The sequence below is a fragment of the Desulfofundulus australicus DSM 11792 genome, assembly GCF_900129285.1.
Classification (GTDB): Bacteria; Bacillota; Desulfotomaculia; order Desulfotomaculales; family Desulfovirgulaceae; genus Desulfofundulus; species Desulfofundulus australicus.
Genome location: NZ_FQUW01000008.1, coordinates 49,792 through 73,858, shown reverse-complemented (window position 1 = coordinate 73,858; position 24,067 = coordinate 49,792). Strand labels below are relative to the sequence as shown.

General features: G+C 53.4%; 25 protein-coding genes, 6 pseudogenes and 1 riboswitch. Of the genes and pseudogenes, 19 read left to right on the top strand and 12 right to left on the bottom strand.

Annotation, left to right across the window (positions count from 1 at the left end; all coding sequences use genetic code 11):
- Window positions 1–43: 43 nt before the first annotated feature.
- Window positions 44–670 (bottom strand): annotated as a pseudogene (gene tnpC / locus BUB44_RS03600) (IS66 family transposase); the annotation flags it as partial.
- Between the two features lie 593 nt (window positions 671–1,263).
- Here tnpC and BUB44_RS03595 point away from each other — a divergent pair.
- From BUB44_RS03595 to BUB44_RS15735, 4 genes and pseudogenes are all read left to right on the top strand, one after another.
- Entirely contained in the window at window positions 1,264–1,506 is a 243-nt protein-coding gene (locus BUB44_RS03595; protein WP_073163271.1) for a Uma2 family endonuclease, read from the top strand.
- 140 nt (window positions 1,507–1,646) lie between these two features.
- The gene (locus BUB44_RS03590) at window positions 1,647–2,153 is read left to right on the top strand and encodes a hypothetical protein (protein ID WP_073163254.1); all 507 of its coding nucleotides are present in this window, start codon (window positions 1,647–1,649) and stop codon (window positions 2,151–2,153) included.
- A gap of 16 nt (window positions 2,154–2,169) precedes the next feature.
- Window positions 2,170–2,421, top strand: coding sequence for a hypothetical protein (locus BUB44_RS03585; RefSeq protein WP_027356853.1), 252 nt, complete (start codon window positions 2,170–2,172; stop codon window positions 2,419–2,421).
- Between the two features lie 194 nt (window positions 2,422–2,615).
- Window positions 2,616–2,666: pseudogene (locus BUB44_RS15735) on the top strand (hypothetical protein); the annotation flags it as partial.
- A gap of 98 nt (window positions 2,667–2,764) precedes the next feature.
- On the opposite strand, the gene BUB44_RS15730 reads toward BUB44_RS15735, so the two are convergent.
- Genes BUB44_RS15730 through BUB44_RS03570 form a run of 3 tightly spaced genes read right to left on the bottom strand, consistent with a single transcriptional unit; the run spans window position 2,765 to window position 5,230 of the window.
- Window positions 2,765–4,339 (bottom strand): hypothetical protein, encoded by a 1,575-nt coding sequence (locus tag BUB44_RS15730; RefSeq protein ID WP_242655822.1) that lies wholly within the window; start codon window positions 4,337–4,339, stop codon window positions 2,765–2,767.
- A 14-nt stretch (window positions 4,340–4,353) separates the two neighbouring features.
- Window positions 4,354–4,878 carry a ribonuclease toxin HepT-like protein gene (locus BUB44_RS03575; RefSeq protein WP_073163270.1) on the bottom strand — a complete coding sequence of 175 codons (525 nt, stop codon included), beginning with the start codon at window positions 4,876–4,878 and terminating at the stop codon, window positions 4,354–4,356.
- Entirely contained in the window at window positions 4,820–5,230 is a 411-nt protein-coding gene (locus BUB44_RS03570) for a nucleotidyltransferase family protein (RefSeq protein ID WP_073163268.1), read from the bottom strand. The genes BUB44_RS03575 and BUB44_RS03570 overlap by 59 nt, the downstream gene beginning before the upstream one ends.
- Before the next feature lie 451 nt (window positions 5,231–5,681).
- Here BUB44_RS03570 and BUB44_RS15725 point away from each other — a divergent pair.
- The 5 genes and pseudogenes from BUB44_RS15725 to hepT all read left to right on the top strand — a co-directional run.
- A pseudogene (locus BUB44_RS15725) lies at window positions 5,682–5,738 on the top strand (hypothetical protein); the annotation flags it as partial.
- Window positions 5,739–5,778: 40 nt separating this feature from the next.
- Window positions 5,779–5,952 (top strand): annotated as a pseudogene (locus tag BUB44_RS03565) (IS607 family transposase); the annotation flags it as partial.
- Complete coding sequence (locus BUB44_RS03555) at window positions 5,909–7,342, top strand: zinc ribbon domain-containing protein (protein ID WP_073163267.1); 1,434 nt, start codon at window positions 5,909–5,911, stop codon at window positions 7,340–7,342. The pseudogene BUB44_RS03565 and the gene BUB44_RS03555, both read left to right, overlap by 44 nt.
- Before the next feature lie 509 nt (window positions 7,343–7,851).
- A complete protein-coding gene (locus tag BUB44_RS03550) occupies window positions 7,852–8,430 on the top strand; it encodes a Uma2 family endonuclease (RefSeq protein ID WP_073163265.1) in 579 nt (192 codons plus the stop codon).
- 123 nt (window positions 8,431–8,553) lie between these two features.
- Complete coding sequence (gene hepT, locus BUB44_RS03545; protein WP_073163263.1) at window positions 8,554–9,423, top strand: type VII toxin-antitoxin system HepT family RNase toxin; 870 nt, start codon at window positions 8,554–8,556, stop codon at window positions 9,421–9,423.
- Window positions 9,424–9,428: 5 nt separating this feature from the next.
- On the opposite strand, the gene BUB44_RS03540 is transcribed toward hepT, so the two are convergent.
- Complete coding sequence (locus BUB44_RS03540; protein ID WP_073163261.1) at window positions 9,429–9,638, bottom strand: nucleotidyltransferase family protein; 210 nt, start codon at window positions 9,636–9,638, stop codon at window positions 9,429–9,431.
- Between the two features lie 404 nt (window positions 9,639–10,042).
- Between BUB44_RS03540 and BUB44_RS03535 the strand changes: the two genes are divergently transcribed.
- The 6 genes and pseudogenes from BUB44_RS03535 to BUB44_RS15720 form a co-directional block, all read left to right on the top strand.
- Window positions 10,043–10,339 (top strand): DUF262 domain-containing protein, encoded by a 297-nt coding sequence (locus tag BUB44_RS03535; protein ID WP_073163259.1) that lies wholly within the window; start codon window positions 10,043–10,045, stop codon window positions 10,337–10,339.
- Between the two features lie 67 nt (window positions 10,340–10,406).
- Window positions 10,407–11,894 carry a DUF262 domain-containing protein gene (locus tag BUB44_RS03530; protein ID WP_073163257.1) on the top strand — a complete coding sequence of 496 codons (1,488 nt, stop codon included), beginning with the start codon at window positions 10,407–10,409 and terminating at the stop codon, window positions 11,892–11,894.
- Window positions 11,895–12,097: 203 nt separating this feature from the next.
- Complete coding sequence (locus BUB44_RS03520) at window positions 12,098–12,778, top strand: Uma2 family endonuclease (protein WP_242655823.1); 681 nt, start codon at window positions 12,098–12,100, stop codon at window positions 12,776–12,778.
- A gap of 140 nt (window positions 12,779–12,918) precedes the next feature.
- Window positions 12,919–13,425 carry a hypothetical protein gene (locus tag BUB44_RS03515; RefSeq protein ID WP_073163254.1) on the top strand — a complete coding sequence of 169 codons (507 nt, stop codon included), beginning with the start codon at window positions 12,919–12,921 and terminating at the stop codon, window positions 13,423–13,425.
- A gap of 16 nt (window positions 13,426–13,441) precedes the next feature.
- A complete protein-coding gene (locus tag BUB44_RS03510) occupies window positions 13,442–13,693 on the top strand; it encodes a hypothetical protein (RefSeq protein WP_027356853.1) in 252 nt (83 codons plus the stop codon).
- Between the two features lie 194 nt (window positions 13,694–13,887).
- Window positions 13,888–13,938, top strand: a pseudogene (locus BUB44_RS15720) (hypothetical protein); the annotation flags it as partial.
- A 98-nt stretch (window positions 13,939–14,036) separates the two neighbouring features.
- Here the strand turns inward: BUB44_RS15720 and BUB44_RS15715 are convergent.
- The 6 genes and pseudogenes from BUB44_RS15715 to flgN all read right to left on the bottom strand — a co-directional run bounded on the left by BUB44_RS15715 (window position 14,037) and on the right by flgN (window position 20,141).
- On the bottom strand, window positions 14,037–15,611 hold the full coding sequence (locus BUB44_RS15715; protein ID WP_242655822.1) for a hypothetical protein: 1,575 nt from the start codon (window positions 15,609–15,611) through the stop codon (window positions 14,037–14,039).
- A gap of 14 nt (window positions 15,612–15,625) precedes the next feature.
- On the bottom strand, window positions 15,626–16,150 hold the full coding sequence (locus BUB44_RS03500; protein WP_073163251.1) for a ribonuclease toxin HepT-like protein: 525 nt from the start codon (window positions 16,148–16,150) through the stop codon (window positions 15,626–15,628).
- A 54-nt stretch (window positions 16,151–16,204) separates the two neighbouring features.
- Window positions 16,205–16,662: pseudogene (locus BUB44_RS03495) on the bottom strand (Uma2 family endonuclease).
- A 284-nt stretch (window positions 16,663–16,946) separates the two neighbouring features.
- Window positions 16,947–17,906 (bottom strand): flagellar hook-associated protein FlgL, encoded by a 960-nt coding sequence (gene flgL, locus BUB44_RS03490; protein WP_073163249.1) that lies wholly within the window; start codon window positions 17,904–17,906, stop codon window positions 16,947–16,949.
- A gap of 98 nt (window positions 17,907–18,004) precedes the next feature.
- Window positions 18,005–19,558 carry a flagellar hook-associated protein FlgK gene (flgK, locus tag BUB44_RS03485; RefSeq protein ID WP_073163247.1) on the bottom strand — a complete coding sequence of 518 codons (1,554 nt, stop codon included), beginning with the start codon at window positions 19,556–19,558 and terminating at the stop codon, window positions 18,005–18,007.
- 79 nt (window positions 19,559–19,637) lie between these two features.
- Window positions 19,638–20,141: a flagellar export chaperone FlgN gene (gene flgN / locus BUB44_RS03480; protein ID WP_073163246.1), complete on the bottom strand. Its 504-nt coding sequence runs from the start codon at window positions 20,139–20,141 to the stop codon at window positions 19,638–19,640.
- Window positions 20,142–20,309: 168 nt separating this feature from the next.
- Here flgN and BUB44_RS03475 point away from each other — a divergent pair, with 168 nt between their 5' ends.
- Complete coding sequence (locus BUB44_RS03475; protein WP_051618146.1) at window positions 20,310–20,681, top strand: flagellar protein FlaG; 372 nt, start codon at window positions 20,310–20,312, stop codon at window positions 20,679–20,681.
- 217 nt (window positions 20,682–20,898) lie between these two features.
- On the opposite strand, the gene flgM is transcribed toward BUB44_RS03475, so the two are convergent.
- Complete coding sequence (flgM, locus tag BUB44_RS03470; RefSeq protein WP_073163244.1) at window positions 20,899–21,201, bottom strand: flagellar biosynthesis anti-sigma factor FlgM; 303 nt, start codon at window positions 21,199–21,201, stop codon at window positions 20,899–20,901.
- 260 nt (window positions 21,202–21,461) lie between these two features.
- Between flgM and BUB44_RS03460 the strand changes: the two genes are divergently transcribed.
- The 3 genes from BUB44_RS03460 to pseC all read left to right on the top strand — a co-directional run bounded on the left by BUB44_RS03460 (window position 21,462) and on the right by pseC (window position 23,713).
- A complete protein-coding gene (locus BUB44_RS03460; protein ID WP_073163240.1) occupies window positions 21,462–21,947 on the top strand; it encodes a nucleotidyltransferase family protein in 486 nt (161 codons plus the stop codon).
- Window positions 21,944–22,363 carry a HEPN domain-containing protein gene (locus BUB44_RS03455; protein ID WP_027357090.1) on the top strand — a complete coding sequence of 140 codons (420 nt, stop codon included), beginning with the start codon at window positions 21,944–21,946 and terminating at the stop codon, window positions 22,361–22,363. The genes BUB44_RS03460 and BUB44_RS03455 overlap by 4 nt, the downstream gene beginning before the upstream one ends.
- A 114-nt stretch (window positions 22,364–22,477) precedes the next feature.
- The gene (pseC, locus tag BUB44_RS03450) at window positions 22,478–23,713 is read left to right on the top strand and encodes a UDP-4-amino-4,6-dideoxy-N-acetyl-beta-L-altrosamine transaminase (protein WP_073163238.1); all 1,236 of its coding nucleotides are present in this window, start codon (window positions 22,478–22,480) and stop codon (window positions 23,711–23,713) included.
- Between the two features lie 261 nt (window positions 23,714–23,974).
- Window positions 23,975–24,063: riboswitch (cyclic di-GMP riboswitch) on the top strand.
- The last annotated feature ends 4 nt before the right edge of the window (window positions 24,064–24,067 follow it).

Sequence of the window (24,067 nt, the reverse complement as noted above, 5' to 3'; positions counted from 1 at the left end):
AAAATAATCCCCACCTTGCAATCAGGTGGGGACAAAATCCAGCTTATTTACTGGCCCTGCAGACAGGGGGCAGCGAATCGGACCAGGGGAGTAACTGATCCAGGGCGTTACCGTCTGTGGGGTCCAGGTTGGGAAGTCTTTCAAAAAGATAGCTGAGGTATTGGAAAGGATTTAAACCATTTTCCTTCGCCGTTTCTATGATGCTGTAAGTAATGGCGCTGGCCCGGGCACCCCGCGGGGTATTGGCAAACAACCAGTTCTTGCGGCCAATGACAAAGGGTTTGATCGACCGCTCACTCCGGTTGTTATCCAGTTCCAGGCGCCCATCCTGCAAAAAGGCAATAAGTTTATCCCACTGGCTCAGGCAATAGTTGATTGCCTGACCAAAGGAACTTTTGGGCAGTACCTGCGTTTTCTGTTTTTTTAGCCACGCCAAAAAGGCGCCCAGCACAGGCCGGCTGCGCACCTGGCGTATTTGATAGCGTTCTTCCGGTGTTGCCTCTTTCAACTCGCGCTCAATGGCAAAGAGCCGGTTGCAGAACTCCAGCCCCTCCCGGGCGGCTACTGCTTTATTGCGTTTATCTTCCGGCAGGGCCTTTAAGGCTTCATCAAACTTGCGACGGGCGTGGGCCCAGCAGCCGACCAGGGTAACATCCGAATGTCGAACCTGGTGCCAGGCACTTAACTTATTAACTTATGTCTGAACGGGCAATGGGTTTAAACAGTTTTACAGCATAACGAGAACACTGCAAACCCGGCTTGCCCTGCGACGTAGCGCTGGGAAAAACCCTTGTCGGCCCGCACCCGCCCGGTATAGACTGTAACCAGGATAAAAAAGGATACGGCCTGATGAACAAAAATCAGATTGACCACGACCGTCTGTTCAAAACTGGCGCAACTACATTAGCGGCGACAATCCCGTGGCCGCGGTGCATTTGCAGGAGCGGGGGAGAAAGATTTATGCCAGGTTGACAAAGGAACAGTTTATCGACATCTTGAAGGGGTTTTTTTGGCATGAACCCTTTAGGAGAAGCATTTGAATGGTATAATGTTGCTATGGAAAATTTCTGATGTCTGCCACCCGTCATGCTGACCGGGAGGTGAGGAGGAAGTAAGCACTCAGGCCGAAAAAGAAAGGGTACGGGAAACCGCCGGAGCTTACGCGGTTGACCGTGAATCCGAAAAGACGCCGGGCCGCATGGCCTTCGAAGAGTTCCAATCACCTCCCCGGAAAGTTTCACCCGGGACCGTGGCGAGAAGTACGTGGAGTACGAGGCGGCGGGGGTAAAGGAGTACTGGCTGATCGATCCCGACCGGCAGCAGGCGGAATTTTACCGCCTGGGGGAAGACGGGCGCTACCGGCTGCACACCGCCGGTGCCGGGGGAGTCTACCATTCCGAAGTTATCCCCGGCCTCCACAGCCCGATGAAAAAGTCAAAATCAGTAATGAGTGGCTTGGCATTATCGCAGATTGATATAAACGAAAAAGATAGATTGCTGTACTGAGTGGTGCTGGGAGAGGATGCCAGCAATCTGCGGAAAGGTTGCCAAAAAAGTTTTAAAACTTAAGCTTGAATGGAATAATTTGGAAGATAAAAGAGAAGTACAAAAGGCCCGGATGAATTACTGAGGAGTTGATATCGAATATGCTTATTGCAGATGCCTATAAATCAATTGTGTACCCGCTGGATTTAAGAAAGTATTTGTTAGCTGGTGAGTTTGAACAGGATCAGAGAATGTGCCTGGTATTTTCACCGTTTAATAATGATAGCGACAAAGTGTTAATGGATGCCATTGAACCTGCCGCCAGGGAATGTGGACTATGGGTTTACAGAATTGATAACAGAAAAATGGGTGGGGATATTATTAATGACATTTTAAGGGCATTGTTCGTAGCAGGTCAGGTTATAGTAGACGTAACCGGGTACAACCCGAATGTAATGTATGAACTCGGCTTAACCCATTGCTTTAAAAGGATTCATGAGGTTATTCTTATTTGGAGGCAGGGAGAAGAAATAAGGCTGCCTTTTGATATTGCCTCTAAGAGAGCGTTTGTCTATGAAATGAGACCGGAAAGCTTGCTTGATTTAAAAAATACCCTGGTTGAATGCTTTAAGGAAATTCAAGAAATGAGATCCAGGGTACTGAAATAAGTAGGGAGTGAGAGAAATGACTGCGGTTGAGTTTATTCGCTCTATAATATTTAATAAGCCGTGGGAACCCAAACAGTCTACGTTAAACAGATTAACTCGCGGATACCTCGAAGTTAATAACAAGGGAAATGAAAATTTTGAAGAAGCAAAAAAAGAATTAGCACAAGCAATAAAAGAACTGCAATGGGGAGGAGAATTAAAAATACTGGCAGGGCTTGGCTGGGCAACGGGTGATGTTGAATTTATATTTCAGGCTAGTAGATATTAGGTTATGAGTGTTTGGTGCCAGGCACTTCAGGAAGGTGAGTAAATGAGCACTCAGGCCGGAAAAGAAGCGGTGCGGGAGACCGCCGGAGCTTATGCGGTTGACCGGGAATCCGAAGAGACGCCGGGCCGTATGACCTTCGAGGAATTCCTATCACCTCCCCGGAAAGTTTCGCCCGGGACCGCGGCGAGAAATACGTGGAGTACGAGGCGGCGGGGGTTAAGGAGTACTGGCTGATCGATCCTGACCGGCAGCAGGCGGAATTTTACCGCCTGGGGGAAGACGGGCGCTACCGGCTGCACACCGCCGGTGCCGGAGGAGTCTACCATTATGCGGAATTGAAGTGTCAATGCAGGGGAATGGGTCGATGCCCACCGGGATATTTCCAGGGCCGTCCATTTTCCCAGGACTCTTTTATATCCGGCAATTGTTTCAGTATAAACTCGATAACATTTGTAGCTCTCTCAAATTTGTGATAATTGTTCATGATCCCCAGAATAACCGCCAGAAGATCCGGGTCTTTTTCCTCATCAACAATCTTCCAGGCTTCTTCGGTAAGCACAACATTTTTTTTCGAGGCTATTGCAGCCACCAGATGATGGAGCGTGGAGCTGTCCCAATTCTTACCAATGGCGGCTACCTGCTCCTTAAGAGTATTGATCAATTCCTGCGGGTATGGAATTTCTACCTGTGGATTACGGTATGCAGGTTCTCCTGTATGGTCAGGTTTATCAGATGATGGCTGCTCACTGTCCGCAGTATAAAAAGGTATTTTTTCTTTGTCCTCCTTGTTAGAGTCTGATTTGTTCTCTTTTTCGATCTCCAGGATCATCTCCTCAATCTTTTGCACGGGCAAGCCTGTCACCTCAGCTACTTGCCGGCAGGCCAATTCCTTTTCCAGATAAAAATCGGTATGGTAATATTTCGGTAAAAATTCGGCCGGCAGAAAACCAAGGGCCAGAGTTGCATCGGGCGCTTTTCCCTCCGGTACAAAGGCGCCAAGGTAATAGGCAGAAGACAGGACATCGGTCAACTCCCAGCGGGGACCATCCGGTTCTAAACAAGCTACTTCGACCAGGAACCGTAAATCTTCCGTGCCATCGAGAATGTACAGGCATTCTGAAAGGGCACCAACAGTCCTGGAGTTATACTCCTTAAGTCTATTCTTGACCAGAACACGTAAAAGAGCAGGATCTTTCAGTTTTAAAAAACTGTAAAAGGGCGCAGGACCGCCAACCAATTTTTCTGTTACCTTTTGGGCTCTTTCCAGAGCAGTGAAGGCGGTACCAAAGGCATACCAGAGCCTTTCTGCATCTAACAGCAGGGGTTTTTGCAGTCGCCGGTCTGTAACGCTTTCCAGCCACTGTAGTGTCTCCTGCCATCTCCGTGCATTAAGGTTGCCGGTGGCGCAGGCCCGGCCGGGGAAAAGGTTCTCTGCCAGGGTGACTATGGACCAGATTAGATCATGGTAGGGACGGGACTGCGTCTTTTCATAAAACACTCGCACTGAATCTTCTTCCCGTAAAAGGATAGGCCAGTCGGCCTGGTTTTTTCTTTCCGGTTTCTTCACCTGGGAATCGTCCGGTGCATATCTTTTCCTGTAGACCTGTAGATCTCGAAAAATGATAAATTGCTCCGCACATTGTCCTGTCCGGGCATCTCCGCAAATGGCCAGGTAACGGCCTCTTTCATTCTGGCTTTCCGGGTTCCGGCTGAGCAGAAGCCGGCGATAACCAAACTTTTCTTCGTAGCCAAGGCGCAGGACGGGTAGGGGAAAGGCATTGATTATTTTCATAACTTCATCATAAAAACCTTCCCACTCCGCCAATTCGATCTCCCACGGCAAAATGTCCAATCCCAGGTAGACGCCCATGCGTATAATCACCCATTCACCAATGCTTTTTGTAAAAAACAGGCCCACTGGTAAAACTGCGATTATTCAATGTTCTTTTCCAGTTCTTCGATCACACCCGTGACAAATGCCTTGAACTGGTCCATTTTGCTCTTCAAAAGACTCAGGATATCGCCCATATTTTCCGCCAGGTGGCACATTTTCATCCAGCGCAGCTCACCGGCATAGGCATGGCGGAAAAGGTGGCGGAAGCGGCGGTATTCATCCAGCTCTTCCATTAATTCCCGGGATATGACCCCGGGCCGCAGTCCTTCCAGTTCTACGGCCATGCTTCTTAAAAGTTCCCGGTGCCAGTCTCCGGCCTTAACCGGCCCGCCGTCGATCTGGCGCGAAATGCGTTCGAACATTGATTCCACACCCGTGTAAAAATGATGCAAATAGGCTGCCATGGCCATCAGATCTCGGTCGGGCACGGGACCGGTTCTGGCATTCACTTCCTCTAATAAAGCCCTGGCTTTACCGGCAATCTGATCAATTGTCCGCAAGTCTTCATTTATTTCCGATATCAGGCGTTTTAAGCGGGCTATTTTCCTCTCCCTGGCGGTCATATAAGACAATCCCTTCTTTTTGCACCCGTTCCTTTAATGTTTCCACGGCATTTTCCAGGAGCACCAGATCCACCGCAAAAGGGCGGGCTATCTCTTCCGCCAGCCCGTAGGCCTTCAGGTATTCCCTTTCCGGGAGTCCGGCCACGGCCAGATCTATGTCCGAAAACTGATCAAAATCATCCGTGGCCAGGGAGCCGAAAAGGCAGACCTTTGTTACGCCGAACCGGCGGGCCAGCTGCCTGGCTATTTCCCCGGCCTTTTCCCGGGCCAGGCCTGCTTTTTGCTCCAGCTCTTTTTCTTCCCGGGCCACTTCTTTCAGGTGGCCCTGCATGTATCTCCGGTAATTGTTCATCGTCCCACGTCCCTTGTAACCGGAATATCCACGATGCTTAAATTATACCCCCTATCACCAGGTTTTGACAACAGACCTTTCCAAAAACACGAAAAGCATAATAGCCCGGTTATATCTGGTGCCAGGCACTTTTACTGGGCCTGGCCAGGTTTATTGCGCTGTTCCCGGCATCAGATATACTGGAAAAAAATGAGCGGCAGGACTAAAGCATACTCCGGCAAAAGCATTGACGGAAAGGTTTTGTTTGCCCCCGCCGACGTGGTTTTGGAAGGACCTTCCGGGCATAACGTCCTGCGCCGTTCGCCTTGCGTCGTCTTGCCACGAACAGGCTGGATGTTGTAAACTTTGTGTATCAGGAGGTAGAAAACAGCTTCTTCTCTTTTAATAATTATCCTAAATAGGCATTGCCAACCAACACCATCTGATATAAATTAATATCAGGTGGTGTTTTATGAAACTTTACACAATAAGCGAGTTTGCCGAAAAACTTGGTGTCAGCGTATCAACGCTCCGCGCTTGGGATAAAGAGGGTAAACTGGTTGCTTTACGACATGTCCCCGGCCCGGGAGTTGACCGAAGACCTGATCAGCATCGTCCAGCACTTCGCGGCCAGGTTGTACGGCCAGAGGACATATAAGGCGCGAAAGCTCACCAGAACCGTCCGGGAGGCGCTGAAAGATGCAGCAGACAGTAAGGCAGAAGAGCCTGCCGCTGAACAATGAGAAGTGGGCCAGGATAACTGAAACTGCCGAAGCATATGCCCGGCAGAAGGACGCCTTCCTGGTGGAGTACGGGCATGTAAAATACCTGCACTATCTGGGCGAAAAGCGCAAGCTGCGGGACGAACTGGTTTCCGCCGGTTTCGTCAGTCCCTTTGGCCTGCAGGCCCGGCAGTGGAAGCTGGCCCTGGAAGATGCTCTTTACACCCTGGAGAGGCAGTGGGAGGCCGCCATTGCCGAAGTCAAAGAGTACCTTTACCGCCACGAAGGGCTGACCGATGAAGAAAAGCACTACGCCTTCTGGTTGCTGTACAGGCACGTGAAGCACGGTCGCGACTGGAAACGCATCCGGGCGGTCTTCACCGGTGAAGATATTGTCAGCGAAGAGATAAAGCTGGACGCGGGAGGCCGCGCCAGGGTGAGAAAGTACTTAAAGCGCGTTTTTCGGCGCGTTCTGGGCAGAAAGCCCCGGGTCAAGAAAGCCCGCAGCTTCACCGTCGACCAGCAGATGTACCGGGTTTTCACCAGTGAAAAGCGGCAGTACATTGCTGTAGCGACTCTAACTCCCGGCGAGAGGGTGATCATCCCGCTGGCTGGCGTGCACGCCATAGAAGGCAACGTGCGGGTGGTTCTGATTCCCGAAGAAAACTGCGTGGAAATCCATCTGACCAGGGAACCGCGGACTTTCCCGCCCGGTGAGGGAGAGGCGGGCATCGACCTGGGCGTGACTGAGGTGTTCACCGACGACACGGGCAAAAAATACCGGCCCGAATACGGTGAGGCCCTGCAGGAAATGTCCGACCACATCCTGGACAAGAGCCGGAAGCGCGGCAAGCTGTGGGCGCTGCGCCGGAAGTTCCTCGAACAGGACCCGAACAAGGTCCGGCGGATCTTAAAACACAACCTGGGCCTTACCAAGCAAACCAAAAGAAACAAAAAATACCGAACCAGGTGCGAGAACGAAATCAACCGGGCGTTTAACGAATTCTACAAAGAACGCCGACCGAAGATAATTGCCTACGAAGACCTTGCCCATCTGCGCGGGAAGGCCGGGAGCAGGGGTCTCTCCCGCAAGGTGAGCGGCTGGCAGCGCAGCATCATCAAAGAGCGGCTGGGATACAAAAATTACATTTACTCCGTCACCGACCCCGGTCCGGTGAACGCGGCGTACTCCAGCCAGACGTGTCCCGTGTGCGGGTGGGTGGACGCGAAGAACCGCCACGGGGACGTTTTCAAATGCCAAAAATGCGGTTTTACATGCGACGCTGACCAGGTTTCGGGCATAAACCTGAAGATGAGATTGCACGATGAAGAAATAACCCGGTATATGCCATATAAGAAAGTAAAAGAACTTTTACTCCAGCGTTATTATCAGAAACAGCAGGCCAATTAATCCTTTATTCTCCCGGGATGTTCCCGGGAAAGGGCAGGGGCTGGCCCGGTGGGAGAAAGCTCCGACGGAACGTGCGCTGGCTGGTAGTGGCGCACGCGAAGCGGGCTTTAACGATGAGGTTTCCTTTGGGGGATTGAGCACTGCCGGGTAGCCGTGCACTGGGGTGTACGGGAAACGGCATTCCGGTCGGCCAAACCGTCCCTGTCCTTCAGGTGGGAGCCTTTAGGCGATAAGACCACCCCGCCGTTTGGAAGCCGTCGGGCTGGATAAAGACGGTGGGCCTGTGAGTCTGCCGGATGACGTACCGGTTTGGCGGTGACTGTTTCGGGCGGGACTCCAGAAGCCCGTGGTCCGCCTGCCCCGTCAGCCGGGCAGGTGGGGGTACCCGGCCTCTCGGAGAGCGTGAACTGCTTTTGCTGTCACTTTTATCGCTACTTGATAGAAGTTGATAGCAAAAATGAAACAGTGATGTCTGTCGGGGCAGCGTTGCGATGAAAGGAGGACAGCCAGTGGCGACTCAACCCGCTAGAGAGGTCAAAAAGTTCTATACCTACGACGACTATTTGAAGATAGACGATGGCAACCGTTATGAACTGATCGAGGGGGAACTGGTCCTGGCGCCATCGCCGGGCACACGACATCAGCTTTTGGTGGGCAGGCTCTTTAAGATCATTGACCAGTATGCCCAGAGGACCGGCTCCGGGCAGGTTTTTTTTGCTCCCCTGGATGTGGTCCTGGACGAACCGGTAAAAATGAACACTTTCCAGCCGGACGTAATCTTTATCAGCAATGAGCGGCTTGGCATTATAGAAGAAACACGGATCAACGGCGCTCCGGATCTGGTGGTGGAGGTTCTTTCCCCGGGCACCATCCGGCGGGACCGGGGCAGGAAAAGCCGGCAGTATTTAAAAAGTGGGGTCAGGGAATTCTGGCTTGTAGACCCGCAGGAACGGCTGGTGGAGGTGTTTGTGCCCGGCGAAAAAGACTGGCAGCGCACCGGGGTATACGAGGAGGAGGATGAAGAGTTTATCGCTTCCACGGTACTGCCCGGTTTGGAAGCAAGGGCGAGAGATATTTTCCCGGTATGACAAAATCGCGCGGCCGTTAACGTGGCGCGAGGCAAGCCGTAACCGGAAACCGCAAGAGGTTGTTATCCCGGATATTGGTACAAATGAAAAACAGGTGAGTATTCGGGGAGGTGTTGAGGGGCAATGCCGGCAGTTGCGGAAAGGTTGCCAAAAGAGTTATTAAAAATACCCGCGCCCTTTTATGAGCGGCACGGGATAGAACTGGCTTTTTTATTCGGTTCTGCCGTTGAAGATCCCCCGGCGACTCCCCGGGATCTGGATGTGGCCGTACTTTTTTCGGACTATCATTTTCAACGTTACCTGAAGACCTTTGATGAACTATCCGCGCTCATAAAGCGCCGGGACGTAGACCTGGTCGCATTGAACCTGTGCAGTCCGGCGCTGAAGATGGAAGCTTTAACTAAAGGTATTTTGCTTTACAGTAGAGATGAGGAAAGCTTTGCCCGCTTTGCCACGGATACTTTTTTCGATTTCGAAGACTACCTTTACTTTAAGTGCGAGTACAACACATGCTGGCGGGAACGGGCGAGGGAGGGCTTGCTTGTGGCCGGGAGGCGGCTTAACCGCGAGCGGATTGAAACCTGCTTATCTCAAATGGATCAGGCGGTTCAGCGGTTAAAGGACCTGCAGGCACGCTTTTCGTCCTACGAGGAGTTTACGTTTGATCTTGACACCCGGGACCTGTGCGTGCATCACCTGCGTATCGCCCTGGAAAGTGTCCTGGATATTTGCCGGCACTTTCTGGCAGTCAAAGGGGTGGCGTTGAGTGAGTATGATACCACCAGCCTGATCGAACTGGCCGGGGAAAAAGGATTGCTGGATCACCGCTTCGCCCGCCGGATTAAAGGTATGGCCGGTATGCGCAATGCCATCGTTCACGTTTACTGGCGCCTGGATTACCGGGCAATTTATAAAACCGTTACCGAAGAATTGGGCGATTTCGAAGAATTCGCCCGCCAGGTCACCTTTTATCTTGAGCAACAAACCCATTAACGATATCAGACGTTTAAACGGGCTATTTTCATCTCCCTATAACCCGTGGCCAGGGAGCCGAAAAGGCAGACCTTTGTCACGCCGAACCGGCGGGCCAGCTGCCGGGCTATTTCCCCGGCCTTTTCCCGGGCCAGGCCTGCTTTTTGCTCCAGCTCTTTTTCTTCCCGGGCCACTTCTTTCAGGTGGCCCTGCATGTATTTCCAGTAATTGTTCATCGTCCCGCGTCCCTTGAAACCCCTTTAGGAACCTGGTGCCAGGCACTTAACTTATTAACTTATATATGTTGCAAAATAATATGCTTCAAATAGTGGTAAGCTGGGAATTATGGTTGTTGAGTCAATGATACACCCGGTACAGTTGTTGGCAGCAACCAGAGCATGCCTCGTGCCGGGTGTGTCACATTTAGGAGCGGGTCTGAATGGGAATACACACGGGCTTTAACGGTTTTACTTGACTTTGAAATCTAAAGATTAGAAATACTTGTGGCTGTAGGCACTAAGGCACTTCTAACTTTCAGACCCTCCAAATAATGCCACGTGAGAAATTCAGGAATGACAAGGCTTCCAGAGATCGGTTTCATAGCCCACTCTATGGTAGTATTATCCCGGGAGGCAAAAAAATGAAAAACATTTCATCAGAGCCGTTAACCTTTTCCGCCCTCTTTAACGGTGGTGTGAAGTTCCTGGTTCCACCCTATCAACGGTCCTATGCCTGGACCGAGAAGCAGCTTGAAGATATCTGGCAGGACATGGAGAATCTCCGCGAAGTGTCCTCCCATTTTACGGGTACGCTTATCTTTAAGCCTTCTTCTGAGCCAGGTAGCTTTGAAATAGTGGATGGTCAGCAGCGCCTTACCACACTGGTGATTTCTTTTTGCCTGTGCCTGCCGGTTTCTGCGCAAGCAGGCCGGTTTTGAGGACGTCAGCTGGCAATTCTTTGAGAAATACGTCTGTGGCTGCCACGATCGAAGGCCCAGCTACGGCTTGAGAAGGTTACAGCTTGCGCCCCCCACCGATGACGACTTTTTCTGGCATTGCGTGCTTTCCCCGGAGCCGCAAACAAGGGACCCCGAAACGCCGGGGCAAGTCCGTTTACAGAAAGCCCGCGCCTATTTTGATCAGAAAATTTTCCAGGTTTACGGTAACGAAGGCCAATCGCTCCGGACCTTTCTTGAAGACATCGCCGAAAAAATTGTTTTTCTTACCTATCAGGTGGAAGATAACAAAACGGCGGGGGTGGTATTCGAAACCACCAACGACCGCGGTAAGCCCCTTTCTGAACTGGATAAAATAAAGAATTATCTCCTATACCTGGCGGCCAGAACTCCTGACACGGTGGCGGGCAGAGATCTGGAAGCAGCCGTTGGTGCGGCCTGGGAGAAGATCCTGCGGAACCTTTACCGCATTGAGGGGTACGCCGAGGACACGGTGGACCTGGAAAACAGCCTGGCCAGATACCACTGGATAGTATTGACAGGGGTCTATAATATTTACGACGTTTACCGGGCGTTGAAGGACAAGCACCGGGATGAGAAAAACCGTGCACCGAACTCCGATGAGGTTTTACGCCACGCCAGGGATTACGTGGAAAACCTGGTGGAAGCCGCGAATTTGTACGCAGGGCTGAGAAAGCCTGATTTAGCCCGCTTTGGCGCCGTCCGTGGCGCTGCCGGGCAGTACTTCGAATTACTTAACGACCCGGCTATCGGCACCATGGCCAACTTCGCCCCCCTGCTGATGGCCGTCTTTAAAAGGTTCATGCCGGGTTCCCCGGAGGATGTTTGCGAAGTTCTCCGGCTTTGCTACCTGTTTTCCTGGCGGGCCTACCGCGTGTGCAACCGGCGCAGCGATGCGGGCATCGGCACCCTTTCTTCCCTGGCCCACCGGCTCTGGCACGGCCAGACCGGGCTGGAGGAGATTACCGCCAGTCTTAAACAGTTGATTGAATATTACGGCGGGGACAACATTTTTAAAGACAACCTGGAGCGGAACACTCTTTCCGGTCCGGAGAGACGTTATTTTTTATACAGGTGGGAGCTGCACCTGGCGCGGCAAAGCGGACAGAGTTCCCTTTTGGACTGGAAAGAGGCAAGAAATATGCAGGTTGAACACGTCTGGCCGCAGATTCCGCCGGACAGCGATTACGGGAACTGGCGCCCCGAGCTTAAGGAAAAGCACACCAAAATTGTGGACCTGCTGGGTAATTTGATCCTGCTTGACCAATCGTGGAACGCTTCCCTTTCTAACCGTCTACCCTCCCAGAAGAGGGACGAATATTTAAATCGTGAAAAAATAGGCTCGAACCTGGCTATGGTCAGGGAACTGGCCAATGATGAAGGTTTCGAAAAACTTGCCACCTACACTTCATTTGGCGCTTACCGGACCAGGTGGATGCTTAACGACGCTGAAAAATTCATCAATGCCCGTACCACCCGCCTGGTTGAGTTTGCCCTTCAGGAATGGAAAGTGTAACAGGTCTGGATTAAGCTGGACTTCGCATGGATGGAATTGCTGGCCATGCCGGTAAAACTATTGCCGGCAAAATTTTGTTTGCCCTCGTTGACCAGAACGTCTTTCCCCCTCTCACCTTGGGTCACCTTGCCCGGCCTGTTGGGTTGTTGTAAACTTAGTATATCAATGTATTTCATTAGTCCTGCCGGTCGGGAGGTGAGTAAATGAGCATTCAAGCCGGAAAAGAAGCGGTGCGGGAGACCAGCGCAGTTTACGCGGTTGACCGGGAATCCGAAAAAACGCCGGGCCGTATGACCTTCGAGGAGTTCCTGGCGTGGGGGGACGAGGATACCCGGGCGGAGTGGGTGGACGGGGAGGTGGTGGTCCTGACCCCGGCGGCGGTGAGGCACCAGCGGATTGCCAGGTTCCTGGTGGATTTGCTGGGAAACTTCGTTCTCATGCGGCAGCTGGGCGAGGTAATCCCGGCGCCTTTTATCATCAAGCTGCCTGCACCACTAAAACGGGGGCGCGAGCCGGACATCGTGTTTATCAGCAGGGAGCGGTTGCACCGGTTGACGCCCACTTATTTCGACGGCGCTCCGGACCTGGTGGTGGAGATCACCTCCCCGGAAAGTTTCGCCAGGGACCGCGGCGAGAAATACGTGGAGTACGAGGCGGCGGGGGTAAAGGAGTACTGGCTGATCGATCCCGACCGGCAGCAGGCGGAATTTTACCGCCTGGGGGAAGACGGGCGCTACCGGCTGCACACCGCCGGTGCCGGGGGAGTCTACCATTCCGAAGTTATCCCCGGCCTCCACAGCCCGATGAAAAAGTCAAAATCAGTAATGAGTGGCTTGGCATTATCGCAGATTGATATAAACGAAAAAGATAGATTGCTGTACTGAGTGGTGCTGGGAGAGGATGCCAGCAATCTGCGGAAAGGTTGCCAAAAAAGTTTTAAAACTTAAGCTTGAATGGAATAATTTGGAAGATAAAAGAGAAGTACAAAAGGCCCGGATGAATTACTGAGGAGTTGATATCGAATATGCTTATTGCAGATGCCTATAAATCAATTGTGTACCCGCTGGATTTAAGAAAGTATTTGTTAGCTGGTGAGTTTGAACAGGATCAGAGAATGTGCCTGGTATTTTCACCGTTTAATAATGATAGCGACAAAGTGTTAATGGATGCCATTGAACCTGCCGCCAGGGAATGTGGACTATGGGTTTACAGAATTGATAACAGAAAAATGGGTGGGGATATTATTAATGACATTTTAAGGGCATTGTTCGTAGCAGGTCAGGTTATAGTAGACGTAACCGGGTACAACCCGAATGTAATGTATGAACTCGGCTTAACCCATTGCTTTAAAAGGATTCATGAGGTTATTCTTATTTGGAGGCAGGGAGAAGAAATAAGGCTGCCTTTTGATATTGCCTCTAAGAGAGCGTTTGTCTATGAAATGAGACCGGAAAGCTTGCTTGATTTAAAAAATACCCTGGTTGAATGCTTTAAGGAAATTCAAGAAATGAGATCCAGGGTACTGAAATAAGTAGGGAGTGAGAGAAATGACTGCGGTTGAGTTTATTCGCTCTATAATATTTAATAAGCCGTGGGAACCCAAACAGTCTACGTTAAACAGATTAACTCGCGGATACCTCGAAGTTAATAACAAGGGAAATGAAAATTTTGAAGAAGCAAAAAAAGAATTAGCACAAGCAATAAAAGAACTGCAATGGGGAGGAGAATTAAAAATACTGGCAGGGCTTGGCTGGGCAACGGGTGATGTTGAATTTATATTTCAGGCTAGTAGATATTAGGTTATGAGTGTTTGGTGCCAGGCACTTCAGGAAGGTGAGTAAATGAGCACTCAGGCCGGAAAAGAAGCGGTGCGGGAGACCGCCGGAGCTTATGCGGTTGACCGGGAATCCGAAGAGACGCCGGGCCGTATGACCTTCGAGGAATTCCTATCACCTCCCCGGAAAGTTTCGCCCGGGACCGCGGCGAGAAATACGTGGAGTACGAGGCGGCGGGGGTTAAGGAGTACTGGCTGATCGATCCTGACCGGCAGCAGGCGGAATTTTACCGCCTGGGGGAAGACGGGCGCTACCGGCTGCACACCGCCGGTGCCGGAGGAGTCTACCATTATGCGGAATTGAAGTGTCAATGCAGGGGAATGGGTCGATGCCCACCGGGATATTTCCAGGGCCGTCCATTTTCCCAGGACTCTTTTATATCCGGCAATTGTTTCAGTATAAACTCGATAACATTTGTAGCTCTCTCAAATTTGTGATAATTGTTCATGATCCCCAGAATAACCGCCAGAAGATCCGGGTCTTTTTCCTCATCAACAATCTTCCAGGCTTCTTCGGTAAGCACAACATTTTTTTTCGAGGCTATTGCAGCCACCAGATGATGGAGCGTGGAGCTGTCCCAATTCTTACCAATGGCGGCTACCTGCTCCTTAAGAGTATTGATCAATTCCTGCGGGTATGGAATTTCTACCTGTGGATTACGGTATGCAGGTTCTCCTGTATGGTCAGGTTTATCAGATGATGGCTGCTCACTGTCCGCAGTATAAAAAGGTATTTTTTCTTTGTCCTCCTTGTTAGAGTCTGATTTGTTCTCTTTTTCGATCTCCAGGATCATCTCCTCAATCTTTTGCACGGGCAAGCCTGTCACCTCAGCTACTTGCCGGCAGGCCAATTCCTTTTCCAGATAAAAATCGGTATGGTAATATTTCGGTAAAAATTCGGCCGGCAGAAAACCAAGGGCCAGAGTTGCATCGGGCGCTTTTCCCTCCGGTACAAAGGCGCCAAGGTAATAGGCAGAAGACAGGACATCGGTCAACTCCCAGCGGGGACCATCCGGTTCTAAACAAGCTACTTCGACCAGGAACCGTAAATCTTCCGTGCCATCGAGAATGTACAGGCATTCTGAAAGGGCACCAACAGTCCTGGAGTTATACTCCTTAAGTCTATTCTTGACCAGAACACGTAAAAGAGCAGGATCTTTCAGTTTTAAAAAACTGTAAAAGGGCGCAGGACCGCCAACCAATTTTTCTGTTACCTTTTGGGCTCTTTCCAGAGCAGTGAAGGCGGTACCAAAGGCATACCAGAGCCTTTCTGCATCTAACAGCAGGGGTTTTTGCAGTCGCCGGTCTGTAACGCTTTCCAGCCACTGTAGTGTCTCCTGCCATCTCCGTGCATTAAGGTTGCCGGTGGCGCAGGCCCGGCCGGGGAAAAGGTTCTCTGCCAGGGTGACTATGGACCAGATTAGATCATGGTAGGGACGGGACTGCGTCTTTTCATAAAACACTCGCACTGAATCTTCTTCCCGTAAAAGGATAGGCCAGTCGGCCTGGTTTTTTCTTTCCGGTTTCTTCACCTGGGAATCGTCCGGTGCATATCTTTTCCTGTAGACCTGTAGATCTCGAAAAATGATAAATTGCTCCGCACATTGTCCTGTCCGGGCATCTCCGCAAATGGCCAGGTAACGGCCTCTTTCATTCTGGCTTTCCGGGTTCCGGCTGAGCAGAAGCCGGCGATAACCAAACTTTTCTTCGTAGCCAAGGCGCAGGACGGGTAGGGGAAAGGCATTGATTATTTTCATAACTTCATCATAAAAACCTTCCCACTCCGCCAATTCGATCTCCCACGGCAAAATGTCCAATCCCAGGTAGACGCCCATGCGTATAATCACCCATTCACCAATGCTTTTTGTAAAAAACAGGCCCACTGGTAAAACTGCGATTATTCAATGTTCTTTTCCAGTTCTTCGATCACACCCGTGACAAATGCCTTGAACTGGTCCATTTTGCTCTTCAAAAGACTCAGGATATCGCCCATATTTTCCGCCAGGTGGCACATTTTCATCCAGCGCAGCTCACCGGCATAGGCATGGCGGAAAAGGTGGCGGAAGCGGCGGTATTCATCCAGCTCTTCCATTAATTCCCGGGATATGACCCCGGGCCGCAGTCCTTCCAGTTCTACGGCCATGCTTCTTAAAAGTTCCCGGTGCCAGTCTCCGGCCTTAACCGGCCCGCCGTCGATCTGGCGCGAAATGCGCTCGAACATTGATTCCACACCCGTGTAAAAATGATGCAAATAGGCCGCCATGGCCATCAGATCCCGGTCGGGCACGGGACCGGTTCTGGCATTCACTTCCTCAAATAATGCCCTGGCTTTACCGGCAATCTGATCAATTGTCCGCAAGTCTTCATTTATTTCCGATATCAGGCGTTTTAAGCGGGCTATTTTCCTCTCCCTGGCGGTCATATAAGACAGTCCCTTCTTTTTGCGTCCCGTCCCTTAAAACCCTTTTAAACCCTTTTAAGAAACGTCAAAAATCTCTTTCATGTTAATTTCCAGCTCCGGCAGGAGGGGGGAAACCAGCGTATCCTCTTCGTCGTAAACACCCGCCCGGTACCAGCCTTTATCCTCCCGGGAAAAAACCTCCGCCAGCTGGGTTGCCGGATCTATGAGCCAGTACTCCTTACTCCGTTGGCGTAATAGAGCTGGCTTTTTTGCTTGCGGTCGTATTTTTGTGTGGATGGGGAGAGGACTTCGATGATCAGATCCGGTGGCCCTTGAATGTTTGTTTCTGATATAATGGACAAGCGTTCAGGAATGATGTAGATTATATCCGGAGAAACCACCTGATTGCCAAAAATCACGTCCACATCGAGAAAAATTTTTCCCTGTATGTTCCGCTGCTTGAGAAAGTTATGCAGCGCGACATATAACCTGCCGACAATCTCCTGGTGCAGCGGCCGCGGCTTTGGCGTCATGAACAGCTTTCCCCCGATAACTTCATACTCGTACTTATCGTCTAACTGTAAATAATCATCATAGGTATACCATTTGTCGGATTTAACTATTATTTCCTGCATAAGAATACCACCTGCATTTTCCCGGCAAAGGCAAATCTTTCAATGTTTCTGTCCTCAGGCACTATTATACCAGAAAATTGAAAAGCATAACAGCCGGCCGCTGTTTGCGGAAGAAAAAAGCTGGAAGATGTGGTAGGCTTCCAGCTTCTTTTTCGCATGCGTGTGCTGCCCTGTAAAATTTGTTAGCGCAGGTAGTCCAGCAGGGAGGTTTCCAGTATTTTTGCCCCCGCCGCCAGGGCCGCCTGGTAGGCGAGCTGCTGGCGGGAGAGGTCCACAGCCACCCGGGCTACGTCGGCGTCCTCCAGGTTGCTCAGCACCTGGGTGAGGCGAACCTCCTGGTCCTGGAGCTGGCTGCGCACCGACTCGAAGTGGCTGGTGCGGGCTCCCACCTGCACCCGGTAGCGCAGGAGATGGTCGAGCTGGGTATTCAGCGCACCGATAGAATCGTTCACCCCAGAAGCGTCCGCTGCCTTCAAACTGTTTCTTAAAGCCAGCAGAATCTGGAAAACACCGCCAACCACTTCATACCCGTTATTGGAAGACTGTACCTCCCCGAAAACACCACCCAGGGTATTCGAGTTATTATCGACAAGTGTCACCGCCGGCACGTCGATGGGGTAGTTCGCCTGGTCCAGGATCTCCCGGGAAACGCGCTCCAGGTTGCCCTGGTAATATATTTTGTCAACCCCATTGTCGACCTCCCGCTTGAACGGCGGCCGGTCGTTTTTCGTGCCGGCAAAGATATATTTGCCGCCCACGGTGGTGTTGGCTATATCCACCAGCTCGTCGATCATCTTGTCTATCTGCTCGCCGATGGCGGCCATATCGTTCTTCTCCAGGGTGCCGTTGGCGCCCTGGATGGCGTATTCCAGGGCCTTCTGAATCAGCTCGCCCGCCGTGCCCAGGGCGGTGTCGGCCCCGTCCAGGTAGCTCAGGCCGTCGGTGATGTTCCGCGCGTACTGCTGGTTCCGCTCCACCGCCGCACGCACGTTGAGGAGCTGGCTTAAAGCCGGCGGATCGTCGCTCAGGCGCAGGACCCTGCGGCCGGTGGACATCTGCTCCTGGGTGCGGGCCAGCCTCTGCATGGCCTCCTGGATGTAGTTCTGTGTGCGCCGGGCGACCAGCATGTGGGTAATGCGCATTGTTTTTCCCTCCGCATCAGGGATTTATCTTTTGCCGTTATTCCTGGCGTCTGACAACACGACCTTTTCATGCCTGTAAAACGTTCTGTTAATCCTACTTAGCCGGTCCTGTTGATCAGGTAGTCCAGCATTTCGTTGATGGTAGCCAGCACCCGGGCGCTGGCCTGGTAGCCGTACTGGTACTGGATCAGCCGGGAAAGTTCTTCGTCCAGGTTGACCCCGGACACGGACTGGCGCAGGGACTCCACCTGCTCGGCGACGGCGCGCCGGCTTCCGGCCATGTCCGATGCGCTGCCGGAGCGGGCGCCTATATCCGCCAGCAGGGCGTGGAAGTATTCACTGAACGTGGCCCCGCCCAGGTTGGCCAGGTCTACTTTAACCGGGTTACCGCTGGCGCCTTTCCCCAACTCGAAGTCCTTCGTGCCGTCCATCCCAATGGTCGCCAGCCTGGCCACGTAGAGAGCGTTGGTACCGTCGATTTTGGTGGGATCTTTCATAATATCCGGGTCTACGGCAAAGTTGCCCCCGGCCAGCGAACCTGTGAAAAAGTCTATTTTGTCAGGAATATCATTATTGGGTACGTCGTCATGGCCGTGGTTGAGGGCCTGGTAGATGGTATCCTTCAGGGCCCCGGCCAGGTTCTCCAGTTTGTCTCTGTATCCCTCTACTTTATTGTCGGCCTCATCGGTGTACCCGTCGATCCTCGCGCGGGTTTCCTCCAGCCCTGCCAGGCTGCCCGCCTTCGGCAGGTTCGCCGGGTAGTTGGTCAGGAAAACTTCTTCACTGCCAATCCGCAGTTTTACCTCTTTTATTTCTCCCGGAGGTGTTTCAACTTCCGGTACCAGCTCCACCGTGACGCCCGCAGCTCTCACATCCTCACCGAAGAAGGTCAAAGCAATTTCCCCCGTCGGCCTGCCCCCCTCGGTGAGGTGGGTGACGCTCACCGGCCCGTATTCCGCCAGCCGGTCCAGGAGCAGGTCCCGTTTGTCCAGCAGGTCGTTGGGCTGGTTGCCCTGGGCGTAGACCCGCTTGATGGCTTCCGTCAGTTCCCGGATCTGGCGCAGGATCTCGTTCACCGTGTCCACCTGGTCTTTAAGCTGGCCTCCGGTAACGTTTATGCTGCTTCCGTCTTGCTCGATTTTTAAAATACTCTCCGCAATATCCCCCAGCTGCTGGTAGGCCTCCCGCATCATGGTGGCCAGTTCGTCGCCCGTCTCGGCCACGGCGGCCTTGACGCCGGGGTCCTGGGGGGTGTTGTTCAGGTCCTGCCAGGTGTTGAAAAATTTAGTCAAGGTGCTGGCGATGCCGCTGGCTCCGGGTTCGGCAAACACCGCCTCAATGCGGGCGAACAGGTCTTCCTGAACCTGCCAGAAATCCCGGGAGGAGATGCTGTCCCGGGCCTGTGTGTCCAGGTACTCGTTTTTGATGCGCCGGACCATGGTCGCTTCCACGCCGGTGCCCAGCTGCCCGGGGAGCAGCCTGCTGCCCAGTGTCGGGTTGGCGTAGGGGCCGGTGGCGGTAATAACCGCCTCCTGGCGGGTGTAACCGGGCGTGCTGGCGTTGGCCACGTTGTGGCCGGTTATGTCCATGGCCGTGCGGTGAACCTGCAGTCCCCGCCGGGCTATTTCCAGGCCGAAAAAGGTTCCGGGCATAATAACACTCCTCTTTTTTATCGAATTTTATTTTATAGAAGGCGGTGGGGGAGGGAGGGCCCCGCCGCCATCTGCGGGTTCAGACGGATTTATCCAGCAGGGGCGGGTTTGCGCCGTCCTTGCTTACGGCGCCGTCGGGAAGGTACGTCCGGGTGCGGGACGGGTCCACGGCCCTCAACAGGAGGCTGCAGAAGCGCAGGCCGTTTTGGGCCAGCAGGTTGTTGAGCCGGATCAGTTCCGCCAGCTCCCGGGCCTTCTCCCGCAGCCCGGCCGCCAGGTGCGCTGCCTGCCGGGCGACCGGCACTAAAGGCAGGGCGGCAGCCACCTCCGCCAGAGGTGTCCCCGGGGGCAGGCCGCAGTCCCGCCCGACCCGTGCCTGCACTTCGCTGCGGGCTGCCTGCAGCGCTTTCAGCGCCCGCGCCAGGAGCTCCAGCTCCCCCGTAGCCTCGAGCAGCTTTTCTCCGTCGTTCCGGCGCAGGGCGTCGTTTTGCCTCCGGGCCGCTGCCATCATTTTTTCCAGTTCCGCCAGCTCGTCTTCAAGTATAGCCACCAGCTGGTGGATCTGATTTGTCTGCTCGTCCATAGCCGTCCCCGTCCTGTCAAAAACATTTTCCTAACACCTTGTTTCGGCAGGGGAAGCGCATCCTTGAGCTTTTCCCGGCGACAAAAAAATTATGGGCTCCTTAATTTCTTCCTCCGGCTGACGAATTAAGAAGTAGCGACTCTTAATTCATGGAAAGGCAGGGTGAAAATGAGCAAGGTAGACCCAGCCGGCAGGCCGGATCTTTTCTCCCTGGCGGGGCTGCCCGCAGCGCTCCGGAATGACGCCGCCCGCCCCGGGGAGCAGGCGGAGAGGGAGGCCCTGTTTCCGGAAGAAAAAGAAGAGGAAAGCAGGCCCACCATCCAGGAGGTGCGGGATGCCGTCAGCCGGATCAACGGAACCATGGAACTCTACCGCACGGAGCTGCGTTTTGTCCTGCACGAGGAAAGCGGGGAGATCATGGTCAGGGTGATCAATGCCGAAACGCAGGAAGTGATCCGGGAGATCCCCCCGGAGTGGACCCTGAAGATCGTGGCCAGCGTGAAGAGGATGCTGGGCCTGATCCTGGACAGGTTTATTTAGTGCCGGTCCTGCCGGAAGCGGCAAAAAAAGAGGGGTGCGTGGCTGCCGCCGTGCGCGCCGGGATTGAAAACGGCTCCCGGAAAGACAAACCGCCGGCCCAAAGCCGGCGGCCTTGATGAACGCCATGTTCCCCTTCAGCCCTGGTGCTGACCGCGGTAGGCCGGCAGCCGGTGCCGGGGGCGGCATCCGTCCGTAAGCACCCTCTCCTCCCGGGACATCACACCCGCCTGTCCAGCCGGTGCTCTTCGATGATGCCCGCGGCCACCTTTTCGGCGTCAATGCGGTAGGTGCCTTCCGCCAGCCGCTTTTTAACCGCTACCACCAGTTCCTCCCTCGTTTCGGGCAGCTCCTTCAAGCGCGCCCGGTAGAGCTGGAGCTCCCGGGCCCGGTCGGAGATCTCCACCGCGTCTTTCTGCAGGTGGCTGGCGGCCACGCCCTCCTTTTTTCCTTCTTTGCCGGTTGTTTTAAGACGTTTGAAGTAAATATCTGCCACCTGGCCGGGATTAAAATTTATCCTCATCGCCTTCTGCTCCTTTGCATTCATATCCGAAGATGGCCTCTATTATTTTCTTCGGCAGCGGTGCCGGGTTTCTTTAGCACCCGGAAGGGGTTTCCGGCCCGGCGGCCGGTAAAACATCTGCTTTGCAGAGATTCCCGCTGGCTGCATTTGGGGCAACTGTGGACCCGGGCGGATGCTCCTTTTCCTTGAAGTTTACCCCCACCGTATGATACGATAATGAAAAATTTGATCATCAATCCGTATGCTGGCAGGGTGATATCATGTACCGCCGGGAATTTGAACAGGCCCTTGAACTGCTGGTGCCGGCCGTAAAGGAGGTTTACGGCTCCCGTTTGGTGTCTTTAGCCGTTTTCGGTTCGGTAGCCCGCGGCACGCCCCGGCCGGATTCGGACATCGACCTGCTGCTGGTGGCCGAAGACCTGCCGCGGGGCCGGATGAAGAGAATGGCTGAATTTGCCGGGGTGGAAGAGAAAATGCAGCAGGAATCATCCCGGTTCACCCATATAGTGCCGGACCTGTCCCCTGTAATCAAGGGAAAAGAGGAAGTGCTGCAGGGCAGCCTGCTGTTTCTGGATATGGTTGACGACGTGAAAATTCTATACGACCGGGGAAATTTTCTGGCCCGCTACCTGGCCCGCCTGCGGGAAAGGCTGCAGCAATTGGGGGCGCAGAAAATATACCGCGGCGGCGCCTGGTACTGGGTGCTCAAGAAGGATTATAAGCCGGGTGAGGTGATCGAAATTTGACCAGCACCACCCTGGCCCAGAGTTACTTGCTCAAAGCCACCAAAAGGTTGAAGATACTGCCCGTTCTCTTCGGAGAAGAAGCATATTCCGACGTAATCCGCGAGGCCCAGGAGATCGTGGAGCTGGCCCTGAAAGGTATGCTGCGCTGGATTGGAGTGGACCCACCCAAACAGCACGATGTGGGCTATTTGCTGGTGGAGTTCCAGGACCGCCTGCCGCCCGAAGTCAGCCGGGAAGCGCAAAGGCTGGCCCAAATATCCAGGTGGCTGCGAAAAGAGCGGGAGTTTGCCTTCTACGGCGATGTGGACTTCATACCCACGGAAGAGTATACGCGGGAAGATGCGGCCAGGGCCATGGACGACGCCCGCTTTACCGTGCAGGTGGCAGCCCTGTTAATCAGGCCGCAGGAAAATTAATGCGGGGGATACCTGGAGGTATCGCGGCGTCCATTACTGCCTCGCCAGCAGAATTTATTGAGCTCTGGATCCGGCTTGCCCAAAAAACTAGATCAAAGGAGTTATTTCCTGCCTATGAAAACCCATACCGATCAGCCTGAACTGCAAACACCCGCCATTGCCGGGGGTAGGCCCGTGCGGGAAACCTATCTTCCCTATGCCCGGCACTGGCTTGAAGTGGACGACATCGAAGCCGTCACCCGGGTGCTGCGGGGTGACTGGCTGACCACCGGCCCCGTCCTGGCCGAATTCGAAAAGCAGTTTGCCGCCCGGGTGGGGGCCCGTTATGCCGTGGCCTTCTCCAGCGGGACGGCGGCCCTGCACGCGGCCTGCTTTGCCGCCGGCGTGGGCAGGGGGGATGAAGTGATCACCAGCCCCATCACCTTCGTGGCCAGCGCCAACTGTGCCCTCTACCTGGGGGCCAAACCCGTCTTTGCGGATATAGACCCGCGTACATACAATATCGACCCGGCGGAAATAGAAAAAAAGATCACCCCGCAGACAAAGGCCATCATTCCCGTGCATTTCACCGGCCAGCCCTGCGATCTGGACGCCATTCACGCCCTGGCTGAAAAGCACAACCTCGTGGTTATTGAAGATGCCTGCCACGCCCTGGGGGCGGAATATAAAGGGCAGCCCGTGGGCTGCCTCAGCGACATGACCGTTTTCAGCTTTCACCCGGTGAAGCACATCACCACCGGGGAAGGGGGGATGGTGACCACCGATTCCGACGAGCTGTACCACTGGCTGCTGCTCTTCCGCAACCACGGCATCACCAGGGACCGGGAGTTCATGGTGGAGGACCACGGTCCCTGGTACTACGAAATGCTGGACGTGGGCTTCAACTACCGCCTCACCGATATCCAGGCCGCCCTGGGGTTGAGCCAGCTGCGCAAGCTGGACCGCTTTGTGGAGCGCAGGCGCGAAATTGCCCGCACCTATAACGAAGCCTTTGCCGAACTTCCCGGGGTGGAAATCCCCTACCAGGCGCCTTACGGCCGCTCTTCCTGGCACCTTTACGTGCTGGCATTAAAGCTGGAGCTTCTGAAATACGACCGGCGCCAGGTGTTTGAAGCCCTGCGGGCGGAAAATATCGGGGTGAACGTCCACTACCTGCCCGTCTACCGCCACCCTTACTACCGCTGGCTGGGGGACCCGGACAACTGCAGCCTTTCCGGGTTTTACTGCCTGCGGGCGGAAGAATTTTACGAGCGGGCCATCACCCTGCCCCTTTTCCCGGCCATGAGCGACAATGATGTGCAGGACGTCATCACGGCCGTGCGCCGGGTTATGGCCTGGGCGCGCAAATAAAACCATAATCGACATTCTTCGACTAAAGGTAGCAGTTGCTCCCTGCTTTGTGCCAAAAAGCGCAAAGAGGAGCAATTTTTTATGTATTTTTAACGTATTTTTTTCTCTTTACAGGAGGAGTTTGGGAAAACGTGTCAAATAAATTACCACTTAGTTACCAAAAACTTGCCACATAATTACATTGCTTTGATATCACCTACAAGGGAACGTTTTTAACCCAATGACAAGTTAATAATCCCTTTTTCACACTTTTTATCGCACATTGTCCAGGGGCAAACTTCACCGAAAGGGAAGGGCGCAAAGCTGCGGGCCTACAGCGGGCTTCCCGCCACGGCAGCCGGGCTGCGACAATGC